17 protein-coding genes are annotated in these 17,597 nt (G+C 44.8%); 9 read left to right on the forward strand and 8 right to left on the reverse strand.

Going from position 1 to position 17,597, the window contains the following annotated elements; genetic code table 11:
• The first annotated feature begins 165 nt into the window (after positions 1-165).
• Positions 166-1,743: a phosphoenolpyruvate carboxykinase (ATP) gene (gene pckA, locus M3N64_RS01670; RefSeq protein ID WP_249096333.1), complete on the forward strand. Its 1,578-nt coding sequence runs from the start codon at positions 166-168 to the stop codon at positions 1,741-1,743.
• A 117-nt stretch (positions 1,744-1,860) separates the two neighbouring features.
• Here the strand turns inward: pckA and ytkD are convergent, their stop codons facing one another.
• From ytkD to M3N64_RS01690, 4 genes are all read right to left on the reverse strand, one after another.
• Positions 1,861-2,355: an RNA deprotection pyrophosphohydrolase gene (gene ytkD / locus M3N64_RS01675; protein ID WP_249096344.1), complete on the reverse strand. Its 495-nt coding sequence runs from the start codon at positions 2,353-2,355 to the stop codon at positions 1,861-1,863.
• 81 nt (positions 2,356-2,436) lie between these two features.
• The gene (locus M3N64_RS01680) at positions 2,437-2,613 is read right to left on the reverse strand and encodes a Fur-regulated basic protein FbpA (protein ID WP_249096347.1); all 177 of its coding nucleotides are present in this window, start codon (positions 2,611-2,613) and stop codon (positions 2,437-2,439) included.
• Between the two features lie 930 nt (positions 2,614-3,543).
• Positions 3,544-4,338: a teichoic acids export ABC transporter ATP-binding subunit TagH gene (tagH, locus tag M3N64_RS01685; RefSeq protein WP_249096354.1), complete on the reverse strand. Its 795-nt coding sequence runs from the start codon at positions 4,336-4,338 to the stop codon at positions 3,544-3,546.
• A gap of 14 nt (positions 4,339-4,352) precedes the next feature.
• Entirely contained in the window at positions 4,353-5,183 is an 831-nt protein-coding gene (locus M3N64_RS01690) for an ABC transporter permease (RefSeq protein ID WP_249096355.1), read from the reverse strand.
• Positions 5,184-5,463: 280 nt separating this feature from the next.
• On the opposite strand from M3N64_RS01690, the gene M3N64_RS01695 reads away from it, so the two are divergent.
• From M3N64_RS01695 to M3N64_RS01730, 8 genes are all read left to right on the forward strand, one after another.
• Positions 5,464-5,673: a hypothetical protein gene (locus tag M3N64_RS01695; RefSeq protein ID WP_249096356.1), complete on the forward strand. Its 210-nt coding sequence runs from the start codon at positions 5,464-5,466 to the stop codon at positions 5,671-5,673.
• Positions 5,674-5,688: 15 nt separating this feature from the next.
• Positions 5,689-7,203: a spore germination protein gene (locus M3N64_RS01700; RefSeq protein WP_249096358.1), complete on the forward strand. Its 1,515-nt coding sequence runs from the start codon at positions 5,689-5,691 to the stop codon at positions 7,201-7,203.
• Positions 7,204-7,226: 23 nt separating this feature from the next.
• Positions 7,227-8,336 (forward strand): GerAB/ArcD/ProY family transporter, encoded by a 1,110-nt coding sequence (locus M3N64_RS01705; protein WP_249096375.1) that lies wholly within the window; start codon positions 7,227-7,229, stop codon positions 8,334-8,336.
• Positions 8,333-9,463, forward strand: a complete 1,131-nt coding sequence (locus tag M3N64_RS01710) for a Ger(x)C family spore germination protein (protein ID WP_249096377.1) — start codon at positions 8,333-8,335, stop codon at positions 9,461-9,463. Before M3N64_RS01705 ends, M3N64_RS01710 begins: the two co-directional genes overlap by 4 nt.
• An 89-nt stretch (positions 9,464-9,552) precedes the next feature.
• Positions 9,553-9,735, forward strand: a complete 183-nt coding sequence (locus M3N64_RS01715; protein ID WP_249096378.1) for a cold-shock protein — start codon at positions 9,553-9,555, stop codon at positions 9,733-9,735.
• A gap of 343 nt (positions 9,736-10,078) precedes the next feature.
• Positions 10,079-10,630, forward strand: coding sequence for a ribonuclease FAU-1 family protein (locus M3N64_RS01720; RefSeq protein ID WP_249096379.1), 552 nt, complete (start codon positions 10,079-10,081; stop codon positions 10,628-10,630).
• An 18-nt stretch (positions 10,631-10,648) separates the two neighbouring features.
• The gene (locus tag M3N64_RS01725) at positions 10,649-11,110 is read left to right on the forward strand and encodes a GNAT family N-acetyltransferase (protein ID WP_249096384.1); all 462 of its coding nucleotides are present in this window, start codon (positions 10,649-10,651) and stop codon (positions 11,108-11,110) included.
• Positions 11,111-11,165: 55 nt separating this feature from the next.
• On the forward strand, positions 11,166-11,303 hold the full coding sequence (locus M3N64_RS01730; RefSeq protein ID WP_249096386.1) for a hypothetical protein: 138 nt from the start codon (positions 11,166-11,168) through the stop codon (positions 11,301-11,303).
• A gap of 144 nt (positions 11,304-11,447) precedes the next feature.
• Here the strand turns inward: M3N64_RS01730 and M3N64_RS01735 are convergent, their stop codons facing one another.
• From M3N64_RS01735 to M3N64_RS01750, 4 genes are all read right to left on the reverse strand, one after another.
• Entirely contained in the window at positions 11,448-12,773 is a 1,326-nt protein-coding gene (locus M3N64_RS01735; protein WP_249096896.1) for a (Fe-S)-binding protein, read from the reverse strand.
• On the reverse strand, positions 12,773-14,203 hold the full coding sequence (locus M3N64_RS01740) for an FAD-linked oxidase C-terminal domain-containing protein (RefSeq protein ID WP_249096400.1): 1,431 nt from the start codon (positions 14,201-14,203) through the stop codon (positions 12,773-12,775). Before M3N64_RS01740 ends, M3N64_RS01735 begins: the two co-directional genes overlap by 1 nt.
• Positions 14,204-14,701: 498 nt before the next feature.
• The gene (gene copZ / locus M3N64_RS01745) at positions 14,702-14,914 is read right to left on the reverse strand and encodes a copper chaperone CopZ (RefSeq protein WP_438270979.1); all 213 of its coding nucleotides are present in this window, start codon (positions 14,912-14,914) and stop codon (positions 14,702-14,704) included.
• A gap of 32 nt (positions 14,915-14,946) precedes the next feature.
• A complete protein-coding gene (locus M3N64_RS01750) occupies positions 14,947-17,334 on the reverse strand; it encodes a heavy metal translocating P-type ATPase (RefSeq protein WP_249096419.1) in 2,388 nt (795 codons plus the stop codon).
• Between the last annotated feature and the right edge of the window lie 263 nt (positions 17,335-17,597).

Consider the following 17,597-nt stretch of genomic DNA (forward strand, 5'->3'; position numbering starts at 1 on the left):
CTGTCAACGAATTTTTTCTTTTTATCAGTAACAGGTACATCCATTTCATCATGCGGCATTGCTGAAACCGATCATTGCGATCACGCTATTAGTATGTAACATTATCATAATTATGCTACACTAAAAATACACTGACTATATCTTCTTAAAAAGGGGCTGTTCTTAATGAGAAAAGCGTCTGTACCAACGCCCGTTTCTCAATTGCTTGAGTCATCCTCATTTATCAATTTATCCGCACCGGAACTGATTGAATGTGCACTCAGAAATCAGGAAGGTATCTTAGCAAACAACGGAGCTTTAGCAGTCACGACTGGGAAATATACCGGTCGATCACCTGAGGATCGGTTTTTTGTAAAAGATGAATGGACCTCTGAAACGATTGACTGGTCACGAAATCAGCACATTAATGAAAGCGTTTTCTTATCCCTTCTGAAGAAAATGACTCAGTATTTGAACCACCTGCATGAAAAATATGTATTTCGCGGATTTGCCGGTGCTGACGCACGATACCGCCTCTCCATTCAGGTCGTCAATGAATATGCCTGGCAGAATCTGTTTTGCAGCCAATTATTCATTAAACCAACCAAACAGGAGCTTATGCACCATCAGCCAGAGTTCACGATTTTATCCGCTCCGGGATTCAAGGCAAATCCTTCTTTTGACGGTACACGTTCCGAAGCTTTTATCATCATTTCTCTGCACCATCGGATCGTGCTGATCGGCGGTACCGCATACGCCGGAGAAATTAAGAAATCAGTATTCACGATTCTTAATTTTCTGCTGCCGCAAAAAGGAGTTATGCCTATGCATTGTTCCGCCAATGTCGATCAGAACAGAAGGACAGCGCTCTTCTTTGGACTCTCCGGGACCGGAAAAACCACACTTTCTCATGCACACGGCCGGCAGCTGATCGGAGATGACGAACATGGCTGGTCTGAGGACGGTGTATTCAATTTTGAAGGTGGGTGCTATGCAAAAACGATTCGGCTAACGCGGAAAGACGAACCGCAAATCTACAACAGTATCGGATTCGGAGCAATTCTTGAAAACGTGGCCATCTCCAATGAAACGCGGGTGCCTGATTATATCGATGCACGGACAACAGAAAATACACGAGCCGCCTATTCGCTGGCATATGTGGCAAATGCACGGATTCCAAGCATCGGCACTCATCCTGATACCATCATTTTTCTGACGGCCGATGCATGCGGTGTGCTCCCACCGATCAGTCTGCTTACACCGGAGCAGGCAATCTATCATTTTTTATCCGGTTATACAAGTAAATTATCTGGGACTGAGCGCGGCATCATTAAACCTGAAGCTACCTTTTCCACCTGTTTCGGTGCACCATTTATGCCGCTGTCCGCTTTAACTTATGCCAAGCTTTTGAACAAGCGGATCAAGCAGGAAAATGTAAACGTATTCTTAATAAACACGGGTTGGATCGGAGGACCATATGGGGTCGGTTCCCGTATAAATCTTGCCTATACCCGTGCAATGGTCACGGCTGCCTTAAATGATCGATTTGACCGCAGCACGCAATTCACGGATCCGATTTTCGGTCTGCATCTGCCGCTCTCCTGCCCCGATGTGCCAGGCAACATACTGCTTCCCTGGCAGTCATGGCATGATCGCGCAGCTTATGAATGCGCGGCCAGACAACTCGCAAAACACTTCCAAAATAATTTCAGACAGTTTAAAGATGCACCCACTGAATGGATCAATGCCGGGCCACTCATTTAAAATAACCGAATCATTTACCAACAGGAAAAGCAGCGATTCGAACTGAAAAGCTGCTTTTTTGCGTAGACAAAGCATTTACAGACCTGCTAAGATCTGGGCAGCAATGCATCTGGTCAACTATCGCCGAAGCGGTATCCAACGTTTCTCTTGCACGGCTTTCAATGAACACGTAAAGATCTGATCTTTCATCAGAAAACTGTAGCTTTTCTCATTGTTCATTGAATCTGGGAAATGACTGAGCAATCTAGGACCGTCTGTTTCCAGATAATCCTCTTTCAAACGCATTTGATCAATTTGTGCAAAGTAAATATTTTTGACGATCTGCTCATTTCTTCCGTCCACCTGATACTGACCGATAAAATACAAACGTGCTACATGGGCGCCCGTTTCCTCAAAAACTTCTCTTCTGGCTGCGTCTTCCGGGGATTCCCCCGCTTCTACCTTTCCCCCCGGAAATTCCAGCCCTCTTTTCGAATGCATCGTAAGCAGCCATTGACGATAAAACCTGCAAATAACCCAAACATGTCTCGGCTGTTTTGAAAAGGGAGCGGACAAAAGTGCCAGACTGACTTTATTTCCGTAAAAATCAGAAAAACTGATTAAATGATTCACTGACCATCACTTCCAAACTGACAGGGCTTCACTGAAAAATCTATACCCAGTATAGCAGAAGCCGTGGTGGTCCGCTTCTATTCACCCGATGTCTTCCTCACATCGTTTTTGATAGTTTTTCCACTCATTTTCCAGTTCAGACAGGGTCCAATTGCTTAGTTGATCTGATTCTTTAACCACATAATTTTTTTTAAGCACTTGGATTAAATACTTTTTTCGATTCTCAACCGCTTTTCTCAGTAAATTAATCGTATGCATTGTTCGCGGATGGCAGATAAGTAAACGTTTACATTTTTACTTATCGAGCATCCTTCCCCCCTTTACGGATTCTATTTGTATCGATCAGGCTCTCTAAGTATTTGCATGTCTCGTATTTTTAAACATTATTATACAATAAAAGCGCTTACATTTCCTGCTTCAATTTATAAAGAAGTGTAAGATGCATACTGAATTGTTCATTCATGGAAAGCACCAGCCATGTTTTTTCGCTTGCTTAGAAAAAACGGGCATAGCCCGGTCCTTACTTCCGCACGATGCGGTGGCTTCCACGTTGTACACAGGACGTACTTTCACAGGATGCCGTTGACTGCGATTTACCGGTCAGCGCGTGTTTTCACAATTTTCTATCGGTGTCTTTGATCTGTTTATTTTGTTGGCATCGGCGCTTCAGTTGCTCGCTTGCCGCGGGCGATCCGGAAGTCTCTTCGGGCAGGCCGGAATCTGCGGGGTCTCGCTCCTCCGTTTTGATACTCAGCAATGGGCGCTTTTAAGTGTCGCACTTAAAGTGTACATTCAAGAACCAGCAAAAAGTTTAAAAACGCTTTTTTTGTTAAATCTGGTTTCATTCAAGAAAAAACTGGCAATAGTATAAATAACCCTAACCCCAATTCACTTTTTACTGAATCCGCATTTGCGGATTTTTTTTATGTCAGGAGATATTTATTAGAAAACTTAACTTTGCCAAGCCTCTGGCAAAGGCGCTGTCGATCTTGTGGCGGACACTCCTCTGCTCGCTTGCCGCGGACTGTCAGGAGCCTCCTCGGGCAGGCTGAAATCTGCGGGGTCCCGCTGGCATCTCACCTTCCGCTTTGATGCTTAGATATTGTATTGTTTTGCCAGTTGCCTGCTGCCCAAAGGGAAATCATATACTTTCATTATTCGTGCTAAAAAAAGCGAGCATACTTATGCTCAGGCTTCAATCATCCGGCTCTTTCGCACACGCTCCTGAAAGGCCTTTTTTTCTTCTTCAGACATCTTTTTATATTTCTTGATGAATGCTTCATACTGAGGCATGATTTCAGACATCAGGCCGTATTGTTCAACATGGCCATATTGAATCCAAAGCGCTTTTTGGCAGAACTTTTTCATTTGGCCGATAGAGTGGCTGATGAAGAAAATCGTTTTCCCTTTTTCTTTGAATTCATTCATTTTATCAAGACATTTATCCGCAAAGGTCTGATCACCGACCGACAGCGCTTCATCGATAACCAATATATCCGGATCAATATGAATTGAAATAGCAAAACCGAGCCGGGAACGCATTCCGCTCGAATAAGTCTTGACTGGCTGATCGATGAAATCGCCAATATCAGCAAATTCGATAATCTGTGGTGTCAGGGCAACGATTTGTCTCTTGTTGAAACCAAGCATCAGACATTTCAGCTCAATGTTTTCTCTCCCGGTCAGCTCATTTTTCAGTCCAGACTGAATGGCAATCAGTGCTGCGTCCCCATGGACTTCTACCGTACCCGAAGTCGGCGGAATAATGCCGGCGATGATATTGGACAAGGTGGACTTTCCTGATCCGTTAACACCGATAACACCGATGACATCTCCTTTATTGGCCTCAAAACTGATGTCGAGTAATGCATAAAAGGATTTTCCGTATCCTTTAGGAGAGATCAGGTCCAAAATTTTCTCGGAATTCCGCGTGTACATTTTATATTTTTTTGATACATTTTTGACAATAACCGATTTTTCCATGAAAGGATGTCTCCTTACAAATAATCTACGAAATGATTTCTGAATTTCAGATGCACCATCGAACCAAAGAATAGCATAAGCAGGACGAACGCCCAAAAATAGAGCGTATATTTAAGGTGCTGAGCGCCGTACCAGGAGACGCCTAACAGTGAAGAACGATAACCCTGAACGAGATAATTCATCGGATTCAGCAGCAGAATAGTTTTCAAAACAGGGTGCAACTTGTCCAAATAAGTTTGTTCCCAAAGAAACGGTGTCAGATAAAACAGCATACGCATCGCTGAGATCAGGATCTGATGCACATCACGCACAATCGTTGAAAAAGTTGAGGTAATCAGCGACAGAGCAAATAAAAATGCAACGGAACAAATCATAAAATACGGCAGCTGAACAATATAAATGCTCAGCTTCCTGTCTGTAAACTGTAAAATACAGATAATGATTCCTGTCAGCATTAAATGCTGATAAAACTTTTCAAAAATAACATAGCTAGGAATCGCGCTCATCGGAAAATTCATCTTTGCTATGAACCGAATCCGTGAATAGATCGATTTTGACCCTTGGATTACCGATGGCTGAAGAAAGAACCATAAGTAAATACCGGCGATGAGCCATAGAATATATCTGACATGGACCCCGTTTTCCATAATCACATAATTGGATCTGCCTAAAATCTTCCCGAACACAAGCCAATAAATAAAAATTTGAATCATCGGATTGATGATGATCCATGCCATACCCAGATAGTTATTGTTATTTTCACTTTTTAATTCATACAGGGACAGCCTGCGGATCAGGTAAAAGCTGTTGATCTGCTCCTTAATCACTTTCCATGTTGATTTCATATCATTTTCCTTCCAATGCTGCGTTTCATATCCTGATCAATCTTACCACAGGAATGGCCAAAAAGAAAAGAAGTGCAGGGAAAGCAAGCCCACAAGAAATCTGGCCGGACTATATTTATTCTGATCGGTCTGAAGTGATACAATTTGCTACCTGCACTATTATTTCGTCATCACTTTGAACAGACCGTACGTCCAAAGAATATTCCATCTGAAAACGGGTACACTAATCAGCACTCGGATATGTGCTGCATCTAGTCTGAGTATATTGAGGGGGATAGCGATGCCTTCGATTATTTTATTTCTCAGCTTTTTTGTCTTTCTCGCTGTTTTTTTTATTTTTGTCTTTTTTCGTCTCTCATTCTTTTCTTCATTTTTTGCTTATATTCTCGTTCTATTTCCTAATACAGTCCCATTTATCGTCCTGTATCTGGAAGAAAATAAAACGGAGCAGCAAAAAGCGAGACACGCGGAAGATGGAAGTAACCATTGAGGTGAGCGCTGTACCATGTTTTGGAAAAAGAAACGTAATCAACGGGCAGAACCGGATACACCTGCAAAAACAATCGGCGGACTGTTTCATCAATTGAAATCAAATCCCGATTTTATTCACTTCAATCATAGAAGTGATACGTTTACATGCTGGATTTCATTCTTCCACACATTAATTGACATTAACTTCGTGCATCGCGATGTACTTTCCTTTCTCTATGACCGGCGCGTATCGTCTTTAAATGACGCCGTACGTGTGCTCCCGATGGAAAAAGTGATCCGCACAAAAGATCTGACCGAGATCCAGGCCAAACTGCTTGATGGATACATTATCGTACAGGAAAAAGAAAGCAGCTCGGAATGCCTGCTTATTCCTGCGACAAAAAATCACGGGAGACAGGTTACCGAGGCCGAAACCGAGACAAGTATCCTTGGTTCTCACGAATCGCTCGTTGAATCTATTGAGATCAATATCAATCTGATCCGCAAACGCATACCGATCCCTCAGCTGGCAATCGAGGAAATGCGTGTGGGGAAGATATCTAATACCCGAGTTTGCCTGTTATCAATTGATGGGGTTACCAATAAGGAAAATCTGAACACCATCAGACAGCGCATTCAGAGCCTTGAGGTCACCAACTTGCTGGATGTAGCACAGCTGGCCATTTTAATTAACGACAATGGGCACTCGCTCTTTCCGCAGTTTCTTGATACAGAGCGTCCGGACCGGATTGCAAGCGCCATTTATGAAGGTAAAATCGCTATTTTGGTTGACGGAGCGCCAGCCGCGCTTCTGCTGCCGACGACCATTGTTGAATTTTTTTCCGCTTTTGACGACTATCTCGTCAGCTGGCCGATTGCGTCTGCTTACCGGTTGCTGCGCCTGTTCGCCATCGCTTTTTCTGTTACCTCTTCATCGTTTTATGTCGCTATCCTGACTTTTCATTATCAATTGATTCCTAAGGAACTGATGAGTACATTGTATACGTCAAGAAATTCAGTTCCGTATGATCCGATCATTGAAGTGCTGCTGCTTGAAATAATGATCGAATTGCTGCGCGAAGCGGGGGCCAGGCTTCCGACAAAAGTGGGACAGACCATCGGCATCGTTGGTGGTATCGTGATTGGCACCGCCTCAGTCCAGGCAGGCATTACCAGCAACGTTCTCTTAATTATCGTTGCCATGTCTGCCCTTGCGGCTTTTATTACGCCTAATTACCGGATGGCAACGACGATACGTTTTATCCGTTTTCCTTTTATACTCTCCGCGCAGGTGCTTGGCCTGCTTGGCATTGCTCTGTGCTACATGCTTTTTGTCTGCCATCTGATCAAACTGACATCGCTCGGCAGACCATATATTGAGCCTATTTTTCCACTTCGCGTCAGCGATTTAAAAGACGCATATATTCGATTGCCTTATAACAACCAGACGATGCGTCCGTTGTTCCTTCGCACACGTGATCCGGGTCGCGCACGTCCAAAACGTGTACAGGCAAAGAAAGGAAAACATAAATCAGATATTGACGAATGATGCGCAGATAGGGAGGCAGAATGATGGCGGCCAAAATCAGTGAAGCAAGCAAAATCGGACCAACTTCCGCGTTTTTCATTCCCCAGGCGATGCAGGTCGGCGTAGGATTTATTTCCTTTCAGCAAATTGTTACCGATTCACCGGAACAGGACGGATGGATCTCAGTTCTGATTAACGGACTTGCTACTCTGTTCGTTATGTGGACCATGCTCAGCATGCTGGAAAATGAAAAGAAATACGGACAGGCCGATCTCTTTTCATTGCAGTGCAGGTTGCTTGGCAAACGAATCGGCAACATCATGAATATCGTCATTCTTTGCTATATTTGCTTCTATACGATCACTTATCTGCGAGGATTCATTGAAATTCTTCAGGTTGAGGTGTTCCCGCAGCTTTCAACGTTTTACTTCTCACTGATGTTTTGCTTTATTATCTGGTATGTCGTGATGGGGGGAATACGTAATATTTTCGGCACCTGCCTCCTTAGCTTTATTTATGCTGTGCCGGTTTTTCTTTCGCTGCTGTTCATTATACCGCATGCGCACTTTTCCAATTTATTGCCTATAATGGAGCACAGTCCGAGGGCAATCCTCTCTTCCAGCTTTATGGCAACCCATGAATTTTTGGGTTTCGAATATCTTATGTTTTTTTACCCATTTATTAAGCAGACGAAGCACGCTAAAAGATGGGCGTATTTTGGTCTTCTCAATGCCCTGTATATCCATCTGGCAATTATCATCGTCACCATCACTTTTTTCAGTCAGGGTGCGCTTCAGGCAACGATCTGGCCAACCATGACCTATTGGAAAAGCATCCATTTTCCCCTATTTGAGCATATCGACATCATTTTCTGCATCATCATGTTATGGAACCTGATTCCTTCGACCAGTGTCTGCTCATGGGCCATGACCCGAGGAATCAAATCAATCTGTCCGAAAATAAAAATGAAATATTCAATTTACGGAATACTTATCCTGATTATTCTGATCACATCACTCATTCAAAATGGCGAGCAGATTAAAGAAGTGCACCGGCTGCTCGTACCAGTCGGATTTATCGTAGTCTATCTTTACATTCCTTTTCTTTCATTCATTCAATGGCTTAAAAAAAGGCTTTCTGGTGATCATACATGAGAAAAAAACACAACAGCACGCAAATACTTATTCCGATTTTCTGCAGCCTGTTTTTTTTAAGCGGCTGCGTGCCTACCTATATCTTTGATGACATCATGATTATTGAAGGCATTGGTTATGATTATATTGGTAACGGAAAAATTATTGGAACAATCACAACGCCAAATTTTGTCCAAGGCACAGGTTCAGGGGGAAGTCAGAGTACAGGCGTTCCTGCGAACGGCCCTATGGTGCGCACGCTCAGTGCAAAAACCTATGATGGAAAATCGTTAATTGATAAATTTCAGGCTGAAGGACAAATGGGCCTGCAAGGCGGCAAGACTCGTTTAATGATCTATAATAAGGCAATGGCAAAGCACGGACTGCTCCGGCAGCTTTCCTTCCGCAACCGTGATCCAGACCTGCCGCGCGACATGAATCTTGCTGTTGTAGAGGGAAACTGCAGAGAAATACTCACATCGAATGATTATCAGGCGCAGATGTCCGTCACCCAGTACATTCAGAATTTAATTCAGGACAACAGCAGGCAAAATTATCCGGAGACCGATCTGGCCAAATTTCTTTATGCTTACTATGGCGCATATATGGACCCGTTTATGCCGCTGATCCGCAAGCAAGGCGACCATCTGGAATTAAGAGGGCTTGCCATTTTTAAAAAAGACCGTTATGTCATGAGCATTCCAAATAAAAAAGTGTTTCTTTTTAAAATGCTCTTCCAGAAGTTCAATCAGGGTGTGTATGATATGCAGTATGCGCATGGCAAGCATATTGCGCTAAGAAATGTACACACAGCGATCAGCTATTATGTTCGCAATGGAAACAGCGCGACGCCGGATATCTATGCCAAAGTCAAAGTGATCGGACAAGTACGTCAGGCCACTCCAAAGGCAATCAGCAAACGCACCTCTCAATCGGTTGCTAAACTTTTTGAAAAAAGTTTGACATATAATGCTAAGGCGCTCGTGCATCAATTTCAAAAAAAAGGAGTTGACCCGCTTCAACTGGGAGACCAGGTGCGCAGTTTTACGTATCATTTTGACGGAGCATCCTGGCCGGATCGTTATCCAAACGCTCATTTTCATTGCCAGGTCTCCGTAAATATTCAGCAGACTGGTATTTCGAATTGAATGTCTTTCATTAAAAAGTGAAACACTTTATAAAGGATTGACAAAATGTTATAATTATTAAATTAACAGGAAAGGGGATTTTTAAATTTATGGGATTTAATCGTGGCCCGCAAGAACCGGTTCCTGAAGCAGAAACAGCAATTTGGACATGTACGAACGACGCCTGTTCCGGATGGATGAGAGACGATTTTTCTTTTGATGACCATCCGACCTGTCCGCTTTGCCATTCGAAAATGAAAAAAGAAACGAAAATACTTCCGATTATCAGTTAATAAGTAAATTTACTCTTAACGGGCAGGACGATTTGACCGACATCAGGTTAGTCGTCCTGCTTTCTTTTTGCTCGGCGCGGTTGAATTTTGCTGATGATTTTTTGAATCATTTTTCACACAATAAGGTAGTCACGGAAAAGATGATGCATTAATCATTAAAAAAGGTAAAGAATGGTACCAGGTCTGCCCGTTTTTAACGTCTTCCGAGTTTTCAAAATGATAAATAAAACATAATTTATTCCAAGAGAAAAATTTTAGCCCTATAATACAGATTAAGAACAGCTTAATCACCATTTTCTGGTATTCTACGTTACAATAGACAGGCAGGACTGAAGGTGATCGATTGAAATTAACAAGAATGAAACGTAAGTATGCGGATAGACGCGGCTGGAAACGAATTATTTCAAGCCACACCCACAGGAAGTATTATATGTGGCCTTCTTTTCATGGTGAAGCCGTTTTAATCCAATTCAACGAAATTAAAGCACCTCTGTCCGTTGTGTATGGCGGCATGCGCACAAAGACAGTCGACAAGAATTATTCATGGCTGCAACTCTTCCCTGCATATGGCCCGCGATTTGTCTTAACTGCGATGTTTAACGCAGATCTTCGGCTTGTCCAATGTTACTTCGATGTGGTCCATCAGGTAGGGCGCGATACACAGGGAACCCCCTGGTTTGATGATCTGTATCTTGACCTGATCCTCTTTCCGGATCATAAACTGTATTTAGTTGATGAAGATGAACTGAACGAAGCACTGGATAATGGCATTATCGACCGGAATATGTATACACAGGCATGGCAGACAGCACATCAGCTGATGGATTTTATTCAAAAAAAACCCGAATATTTTCTTACGCTCGTCCGGGATATCCGCAGGACTTTTTCTGAATGACAAAGGAGGTTATCTGCCATGAGTATTTTGATTGCCAGTCTTCCGGAGAATGAGTTTGCTCCTTACCTGGCGCACTCAGCACAGACATATGCTGAAGAAAAACAGCGATCCGGTGCCTGGCCGACAGATCAGGCACTGATAAACGCCCAGACAGAAATTGGCCGTTTGCTTCCCCAGGGCTATCGAACGCCAAATCACCAGTTTCTTTCACTCGTGGAAAGTGGAAAAGAAGTCGGCATCATCTGGCTGCATATTTCTCCTGCACGCAGAGAAGCATTTATTTACGATTTTGAAATTTTTGAACCTTATCGAAATCAGGGATTGGGGCAGCAGTCCATGCAGACTCTTTTTGCATACTGTCGAACGCTCGGTTTGATGAAAATCAGTCTTCATGTGTTTGCCCATAATACACGCGCCTACCACATCTATCAGAAACTTGGCTACCTGGCAACGGACATAAATATGAGCAAACAATTATGATATGTATCGAAAACACGCGGTAGCCGCATACTATTTCCAAAGGAGGTTTCTCGTTATGACTGAGGCAAGAAAAAAAGAATACCGCTCCCATAAGGGGACGACTGCATCCAGTGTTACACCCTCTGGACGTACCAAGGATGATCCACAATCGTCCGCCTCCAAGTTAGAGGAGCGCGCACGCAAAAATCAATAACAGCAGGCCGGGAAAAATTATTCCGGTCTGCTGTTTATTATAATGGCATTTTCAGACAGTTGTTTTTCCGTTTATGGACGGGGCAGTTAAACGCAGGAAACTTGATGATTTTTAAAATCGTTTAATAAGGATTTTTCATGGCACTCATGGTTCTTCCAAAGCTTCGACAAGCAGATCGGCTATATGGACGGCACGTACGGCCCCGGTTTTGTGAGCGCGTTCAACGCCAAGCTTCATCTCAAGCAGACAGCCTGGATTTGCGGTAACAATGGTTCGTGCACGCGTCGTTTCGACCTTTTCCATTTTATGGTCCAGAATCTGCATCGCCATGTCCGGCTGCACAATATTATAATCTCCAGCTGATCCGCAGCACGTATTTGCACCTTCCATTTCAACATACCGTGCCCCGTCAATGGCTTTCAATAAAATTCTCGGCTCATTGAATGTTTTCATGACATTGCGCAGATGACAGGAATCCTGATAGGTAATGGTCTGCTCCGGCAAATGCAGCCGATGTGTTTTATGAAACGCCAGTTCAACTAAAAGCGCAGATATATCTTTCAGTTTGGTTACAAATTGCCGTGCACGCTCTGACCACTCTGGCTCGTCTTTCAGCAAATGATCATATTCGATCAGAAACGCGCTGCAGCCGCCAGCATTGGTAATGATATAATCAGCATCTGCCGCCTCAAATGCTTCGATATTTTGTTTTGCGAGCGTTTTCGCCCTTTCCAGTTCGCCGTTGTGACCATGAAGTGCGCCACAGCACAATTGATTTTCCGGAATGACGACATCGCATCCGGCCTTGCGCAAAAGCTTAATCGTTGCATTGTTCGTTTTAAAAAACATCGTATCCATAAGACAACCGGTAAAAAAAGCGACGGTCGCTTGCTTTTCACCTTCGTGTGCGAAGAAATGCGGGCGCTGCTTCATAACGCTCCGTTTTGGCACCTCAGGCAGCACTTTTTCCATCGTAGCCATGCTCTCAGGAAACAAGTTCATAAAACCAACTTTTCGCGCCACTTTGGACAGTCCACTGCGTTGATAGAAACCGATCAGCCCTGTCGCCATTTCCATTCGGTTCTGATGAGGAAACAATTCGTCGAATATGCCTTTTCTAAGCATTTTCACACGAATGGTCTGCTTCTTGTTACGCTGAAGAATGTCACGGGCGCCTTCAAGCAGGTGACCGTATTTAACACCTGAGGGGCACACGGGTTCGCAGGCGCGGCAACCGAGACAAAGATCAAGCGATTGGGCGAATTCATCGTCCGGTTCGATCACACCATCCGTCACGGCCTTCATCAGCGCAATTCTCCCGCGTGGAGAATGTTTTTCCTGATGCCCTGTTTCAATATAGGTTGGACACGAAGGGAGACAAAAGCCGCAGCGCATACAGTTTAAAAGTTCGTCGTAATCCATTTCTTCTTTAAACGCTTTCTGGATGCTTGCCTTTTGTGCTGAGGTCATCATTTCGCAGCCGCCATCCTTTCCTGTGTCTCTTTTGCAAACACCTTACCGGGATTCATGATGCCGCTTGGATCAATCGATTGCTTGATTTCCCTCATTACATCAACGCCTGCTTTTCCCAGTTTCCATTCAAGATATGGTGCTTTGGTTGCGCCGACCCCATGTTCGCCGGTTAAGGTACCGCCCAGTTCAATGGCCTTCTCAAAAATTTCCGCGAATGCTTCTTCCACCCGCCCCATTTCCTCATGATCACGTGCATCAGTCAGGCAGGTCGGGTGCAGATTACCATCGCCCGCATGGCCAAATGTTGACATACGGACCTGATATTTCATGGCAATGTCAGCGATCGCGCGAACCATCGGCGCTATTTTCGAACGGGGAACCGTCGCATCTTCCAAAATGGTTGTCGGTTTCAGACGTGCAAGAGCACTGAGTGCAGACCGTCTCGCGGTTGCCAGCTTTTCAGCTTCTTCATCTGACGCGGCAAGCTGGACATCGATCGCCTGCTCTTCACGGCAAATTTGTGCAATCTGATGAATATCACGAGCAACAATTTCTTTTGGACCGTCCTGAACAATTAATAAAATCGCTTTTACATTAGTCGGAAGCCCAATGTGTGCAAAATCTTCGACTGCCCGGATCGTATCCTGATCAAGAAATTCCAGTGTAACAGGAATAATTTTATGTGCAATGATTGCTGAAACCGAACGCCCGGCCGCTTCAATATCCTGATAGAGGGCGAGTATTGTTTTCTGCGTTTCCGGCTTTGGTATCAGTTTGAGTGTGGCTTCAGTGATCACGCCAAGCGTACCTTCCGAACCGACAAAAAGATGCGTCAGATCATAGCCGGCAACGTCCTTTGTCAGTTTGCCTCCTGTACGAATCAACGCTCCGTTTGGCAGCGCGATTTGAAGTGCCATGACGTAATCCTTTGTGACCCCGTATTTCAAACCGCGCAGTCCACCGGAATTTTCAGCAAGATTACCTCCAATCGTCGAGATTTTCATCGAACTGGGGTCCGGAGGATAAAACAGATCTTCCTTTTCGACAAGATCTGCAATACTTTTGGTGATCACGCCCGGCTGTACCGTAACGGTTAAATTCTCTTTATCCAGTTCCAGAATACGATTTAAATGCTTCGTAAGCAGAACGATGCCGCCCTGAACAGGACACGTATCCGCGCATAGATTTGTACCGGAGCCACGTGTATACACAGGCGTTGATGTTTCGCTGCATTTCTTCAGAATTGCGGCAACTTCTTCTGCAGATCGCGGAGAGACGACAAAATCAGGCAGCGACTGGAAGTTCGGCGTCGCGTCATAAGAATAAGCAAGCCTTATACTCGTTGAATCGTCCACATTTTCGGTCCCCGTAATATCCATCAGTTGTTTTTTTAATGTCTCGAGTTTTTTCCCCCGTTTTGACGCCATACATAAACCTCCGTTCATTAATTTGTAAGCGTTTTCTTATCTAATTATAATCCTTCTATTGGCTATATTCCATTAAAAATTTTCACATTTACGTCACATTTTTCAAATCAGATTGTACGTTAAACTACACGGCCGTCCATCGCCAAAAAGGAGGATTTCCCGGGGAAAATGAATCGGGAGTAAAATGTTAGAAAACCTGGCTTCCACGTTGTGCACAGAACGTACTTTCACAGGATGCCGTTTGACTGCGATTTACCGACCATTCGCCGCTATTTACCGGTCATTCCTTCAGCATGATTTACCGGTCAGCGGGCGCTTTCACAGTTTTCGACCAGAGTCGTTGATCTATTTATTTTGTTGGCATCGGCGCTTCCGTTGCTCGCTTGCCGCGGGCGCACCGCACCCCTCAATCAGGTCATGGATGTTTCTTTACTCTTGTAAAAAGAAAAGGATGGCTCATCGTCAAAAGACTTGAGGCATCCTCATTTTGTCAGCTTATTATTTAACAACATCATAGCCTTGATCTTCAATGGCATCTTTCATTTGCAAAAAGTCAACTTTATTTTCATCATAACGAATATCGACCTTGCCGCTTGCCAGGTCAACATCAACATCGGATACACCGTCCAGCTCTTTCAGTGCGCCGCTTACGGCCATTTTGCAGTGACCGCAGCTCATTCCTTTAACTTCTAATGTACGTTCAGCCAACATACTCACCTCCTTAAAGGACCTGTGTCCATTCTCTATACACGCATTCGCTTTAATCGCAAACTGTTGGCGACAACGGAAACGGAACTGAATGCCATTGCAGCTCCGGCGACCCATGGTGCAAGCAGTCCAAGCGCGGCTACCGGTATGCCAATCGTATTGTAGAAAAGTGCCCAGAAAAGATTCTGTCTGATGTTGTGCATCGTTTTCTTACTTAACTCGAGTGCTTTGGTTACATGGAGCAGATCGCCGCCAACCAGAGTAACATCCGCGGCCTCAATAGCCACATCTGTTCCCGTGCCGATTGCCATTCCGATATCAGCAACAGCGAGCGCGGGCGCATCGTTTATTCCATCGCCGACCATGGCAACGCTGAGACCCTGGTCCTGAAGTTCGCGCACCTTTGCCGCTTTATCTTCCGGCAGTACTTCCGCAAATACATGGTCAATCCCTACTTTCTTCGCAATCGCCTCAGCGGTGCGCTGATTGTCACCGGTCACCATATAAACACTGATTCCGCGCGCTTTTAGTGCGTTAATAGCAGCAACCGATGATTCCTTGATCGTATCCGCAACAGCGAGCAGACCGGCAAATGTGCTGTCCACGCTTGCAAACATGACGGTTTTCCCCTCGGATTCCAGACGAAGCGCGTCATCCAGTGCCTGATGGAAGGTGATTCCTTCTCTGCTCATCAATCGCCGCGTCCCGATAACGACCCGTTTCCCCGAAACCGTCGCAGATGCGCCCATTCCCATATGTGCTTCAAATTGTTCCGCTTTTGGCAGATCATCGCCCGTATAGGCGGCAGTAATCGCTCTTCCAAGCGGATGTTCACTTGCGCGTTCAGCCGCCGCTGCAAGTTTCAGGAGTTCCACGCGGCTCAGGCTGCCGAACAGAACCACATCGGTTACCTCAGGCTTGCCATTTGTAAGCGTCCCGGTTTTGTCAAACATAATGGACTGCAAATGATGTGTGGTTTCCAGATATTCGCCGCCCTTGAATAAAATGCCATGCTCGGCAGCTTTTCCCGTACCGACCATGATAGAAGTCGGCGTCGCCAGACCGAGCGCACACGGGCAGGCAATCACGAGTACACTGATCGATGCAGCAAGTGCCATATCCCATTGGCCTGGTTGAATACCAGCGAACCATACAATAAATACGACAAGCGCGATCACGGTAACGATCGGCACGAAAATACCGGAAATATTATCGGCAAGCCTTTGTATCGGAGCCTTGGATCCCTGTGCTTCTTCGACAATACGGACAATTCCTGCAAGAGCTGTATCCTTACCGACTTTTTCAGCCTTCATCAAAAAAGAACCCGTTGTGTTGACAGTAGCCCCAATCAAGGCATCACCCTGCCGTTTCATAACTGGCAACGATTCACCGGTTATCATCGACTCGTCAACGGCGGAATCGCCTTCAACAACAATGCCGTCTACCGGTATTTTCTCACCTGGACGGACACGGAGCACGTCGCCGACTTTCACCTGATCAATGGGTACACGTTTTTCCGCGCCCCGCTCAATCCGTGTCGCTACTTTGGCCTGCAGATTCATCAATTCAGATATGGCTGTTGTCGTCTGTCGTTTTGCGAGTGTCTCCAGATATTTTCCAAGTAAAACGAGCGTAATTAAAACAGCACTCGTTTCATAATACAGAGATGGATGATGCACGTTCGCAATCTGATAACGCACAGTTTGAACAACACTGTAGAAATAAGCCGCACTCGTTCCAAGCGCGATGAGCACATCCATATTCGCGCTCTTATTGAGCAGTGCCCTGATCGCGCCATTATAAAACGGCCAGCCGATATAAAACTGTACAATGGACGCCAGTACGAACTGAACCCACGGATTCATGAGCAGCATCGGTTCGGGCCCGTGATAAAAAGGAAGGTGTGCCGCCATGGTCAGAAGAAGAGGAAACGAAAGCACTGATGAGAGAATCAATTGGTTTCGTTTTCTCCGCACTTCCTGTTTTTTCATCCCTTCAGTACGATCCTTCTTCATTGCCGCATGGTAACCAAGCTTGTTTATTTTTTCAATCATTGCTTCCGGTTCTGTAAATCCCGGTTGATAGTCAACCATTGCCGATTCTGTCGTCAGATTCACGACAGCGGATCTAATGCCCGGCAATCGGTTCAGCCCTTTTTCAATTCTTGTCGCGCAGGATGCACAGGTCATTCCAGTGATCGATAATTCCACGCGCGAGCTGGCAACTCCGTAACCCAGTTTCTCGATTTTTTCAGATAAATCGGCAGGTCTGATCTTTTGATCGTCATAGTCAACCTTTGCCTTCTCTAAAGCTAAATTAACATGTGCGGATACGCCGTCCACCCGGTTCAACATTCGTTCAATCCGATTGGAGCAAGCAGCACAAGTCATTCCGGTAATCCCGATGTTTGCCGTTTTTTTCATTGCCGCTTCTCCTTTCTACGTTTTCTTCATATGTCATTTGGACTCTATGAACCTGTACTATTTTAATTTTTGCTGCGGTGTACCGAAATGCTGCCCATCATTTCACCATTTATAACAATTCAGCTATAACAATTCAGCTATAACAATTCAGCCTGGATCACGCGGGCGATAAAACACGTTATACCGAAACATCCATTATTTAAGCACGGGTTACCAAAAGACGTAAAAAGTGTACCGTTTTCACAAATATGCGGGCCAGTGAA

The organism is Sporolactobacillus mangiferae (assembly GCF_023336505.1).
In the GTDB taxonomy this organism is placed as follows: domain Bacteria; phylum Bacillota; class Bacilli; order Bacillales; family Sporolactobacillaceae; genus Sporolactobacillus; species Sporolactobacillus mangiferae.

What these genes read in the sequence shown, in the direction of transcription:
- pckA (WP_249096333.1), top strand. Translation starts at nt 166, where the DNA reads ATGAGAAAAGCGTCTGTACCAACGCCCGTTTCTCAATTGCTTGAGTCA.
- M3N64_RS01680 (WP_249096347.1), bottom strand. Translation starts at nt 2,613, where the DNA reads ATGCATACGATTAATTTACTGAGAAAAGCGGTTGAGAATCGAAAAAAG.
- tagH (WP_249096354.1), bottom strand. Translation starts at nt 4,338, where the DNA reads ATGGAAAAATCGGTTATTGTCAAAAATGTATCAAAAAAATATAAAATG.
- M3N64_RS01690 (WP_249096355.1), bottom strand. Translation starts at nt 5,183, where the DNA reads ATGAAATCAACATGGAAAGTGATTAAGGAGCAGATCAACAGCTTTTAC.
- M3N64_RS01695 (WP_249096356.1), top strand. Translation starts at nt 5,464, where the DNA reads ATGCCTTCGATTATTTTATTTCTCAGCTTTTTTGTCTTTCTCGCTGTT.
- M3N64_RS01700 (WP_249096358.1), top strand. Translation starts at nt 5,689, where the DNA reads ATGTTTTGGAAAAAGAAACGTAATCAACGGGCAGAACCGGATACACCT.
- M3N64_RS01705 (WP_249096375.1), top strand. Translation starts at nt 7,227, where the DNA reads ATGGCGGCCAAAATCAGTGAAGCAAGCAAAATCGGACCAACTTCCGCG.
- M3N64_RS01710 (WP_249096377.1), top strand. Translation starts at nt 8,333, where the DNA reads ATGAGAAAAAAACACAACAGCACGCAAATACTTATTCCGATTTTCTGC.
- M3N64_RS01715 (WP_249096378.1), top strand. Translation starts at nt 9,553, where the DNA reads ATGGGATTTAATCGTGGCCCGCAAGAACCGGTTCCTGAAGCAGAAACA.
- M3N64_RS01725 (WP_249096384.1), top strand. Translation starts at nt 10,649, where the DNA reads ATGAGTATTTTGATTGCCAGTCTTCCGGAGAATGAGTTTGCTCCTTAC.
- M3N64_RS01730 (WP_249096386.1), top strand. Translation starts at nt 11,166, where the DNA reads ATGACTGAGGCAAGAAAAAAAGAATACCGCTCCCATAAGGGGACGACT.
- M3N64_RS01735 (WP_249096896.1), bottom strand. Translation starts at nt 12,773, where the DNA reads ATGACCTCAGCACAAAAGGCAAGCATCCAGAAAGCGTTTAAAGAAGAA.
- M3N64_RS01740 (WP_249096400.1), bottom strand. Translation starts at nt 14,203, where the DNA reads ATGGCGTCAAAACGGGGGAAAAAACTCGAGACATTAAAAAAACAACTG.
- copZ (WP_438270979.1), bottom strand. Translation starts at nt 14,914, where the DNA reads ATGTTGGCTGAACGTACATTAGAAGTTAAAGGAATGAGCTGCGGTCAC.
- M3N64_RS01750 (WP_249096419.1), bottom strand. Translation starts at nt 17,334, where the DNA reads ATGAAAAAAACGGCAAACATCGGGATTACCGGAATGACTTGTGCTGCT.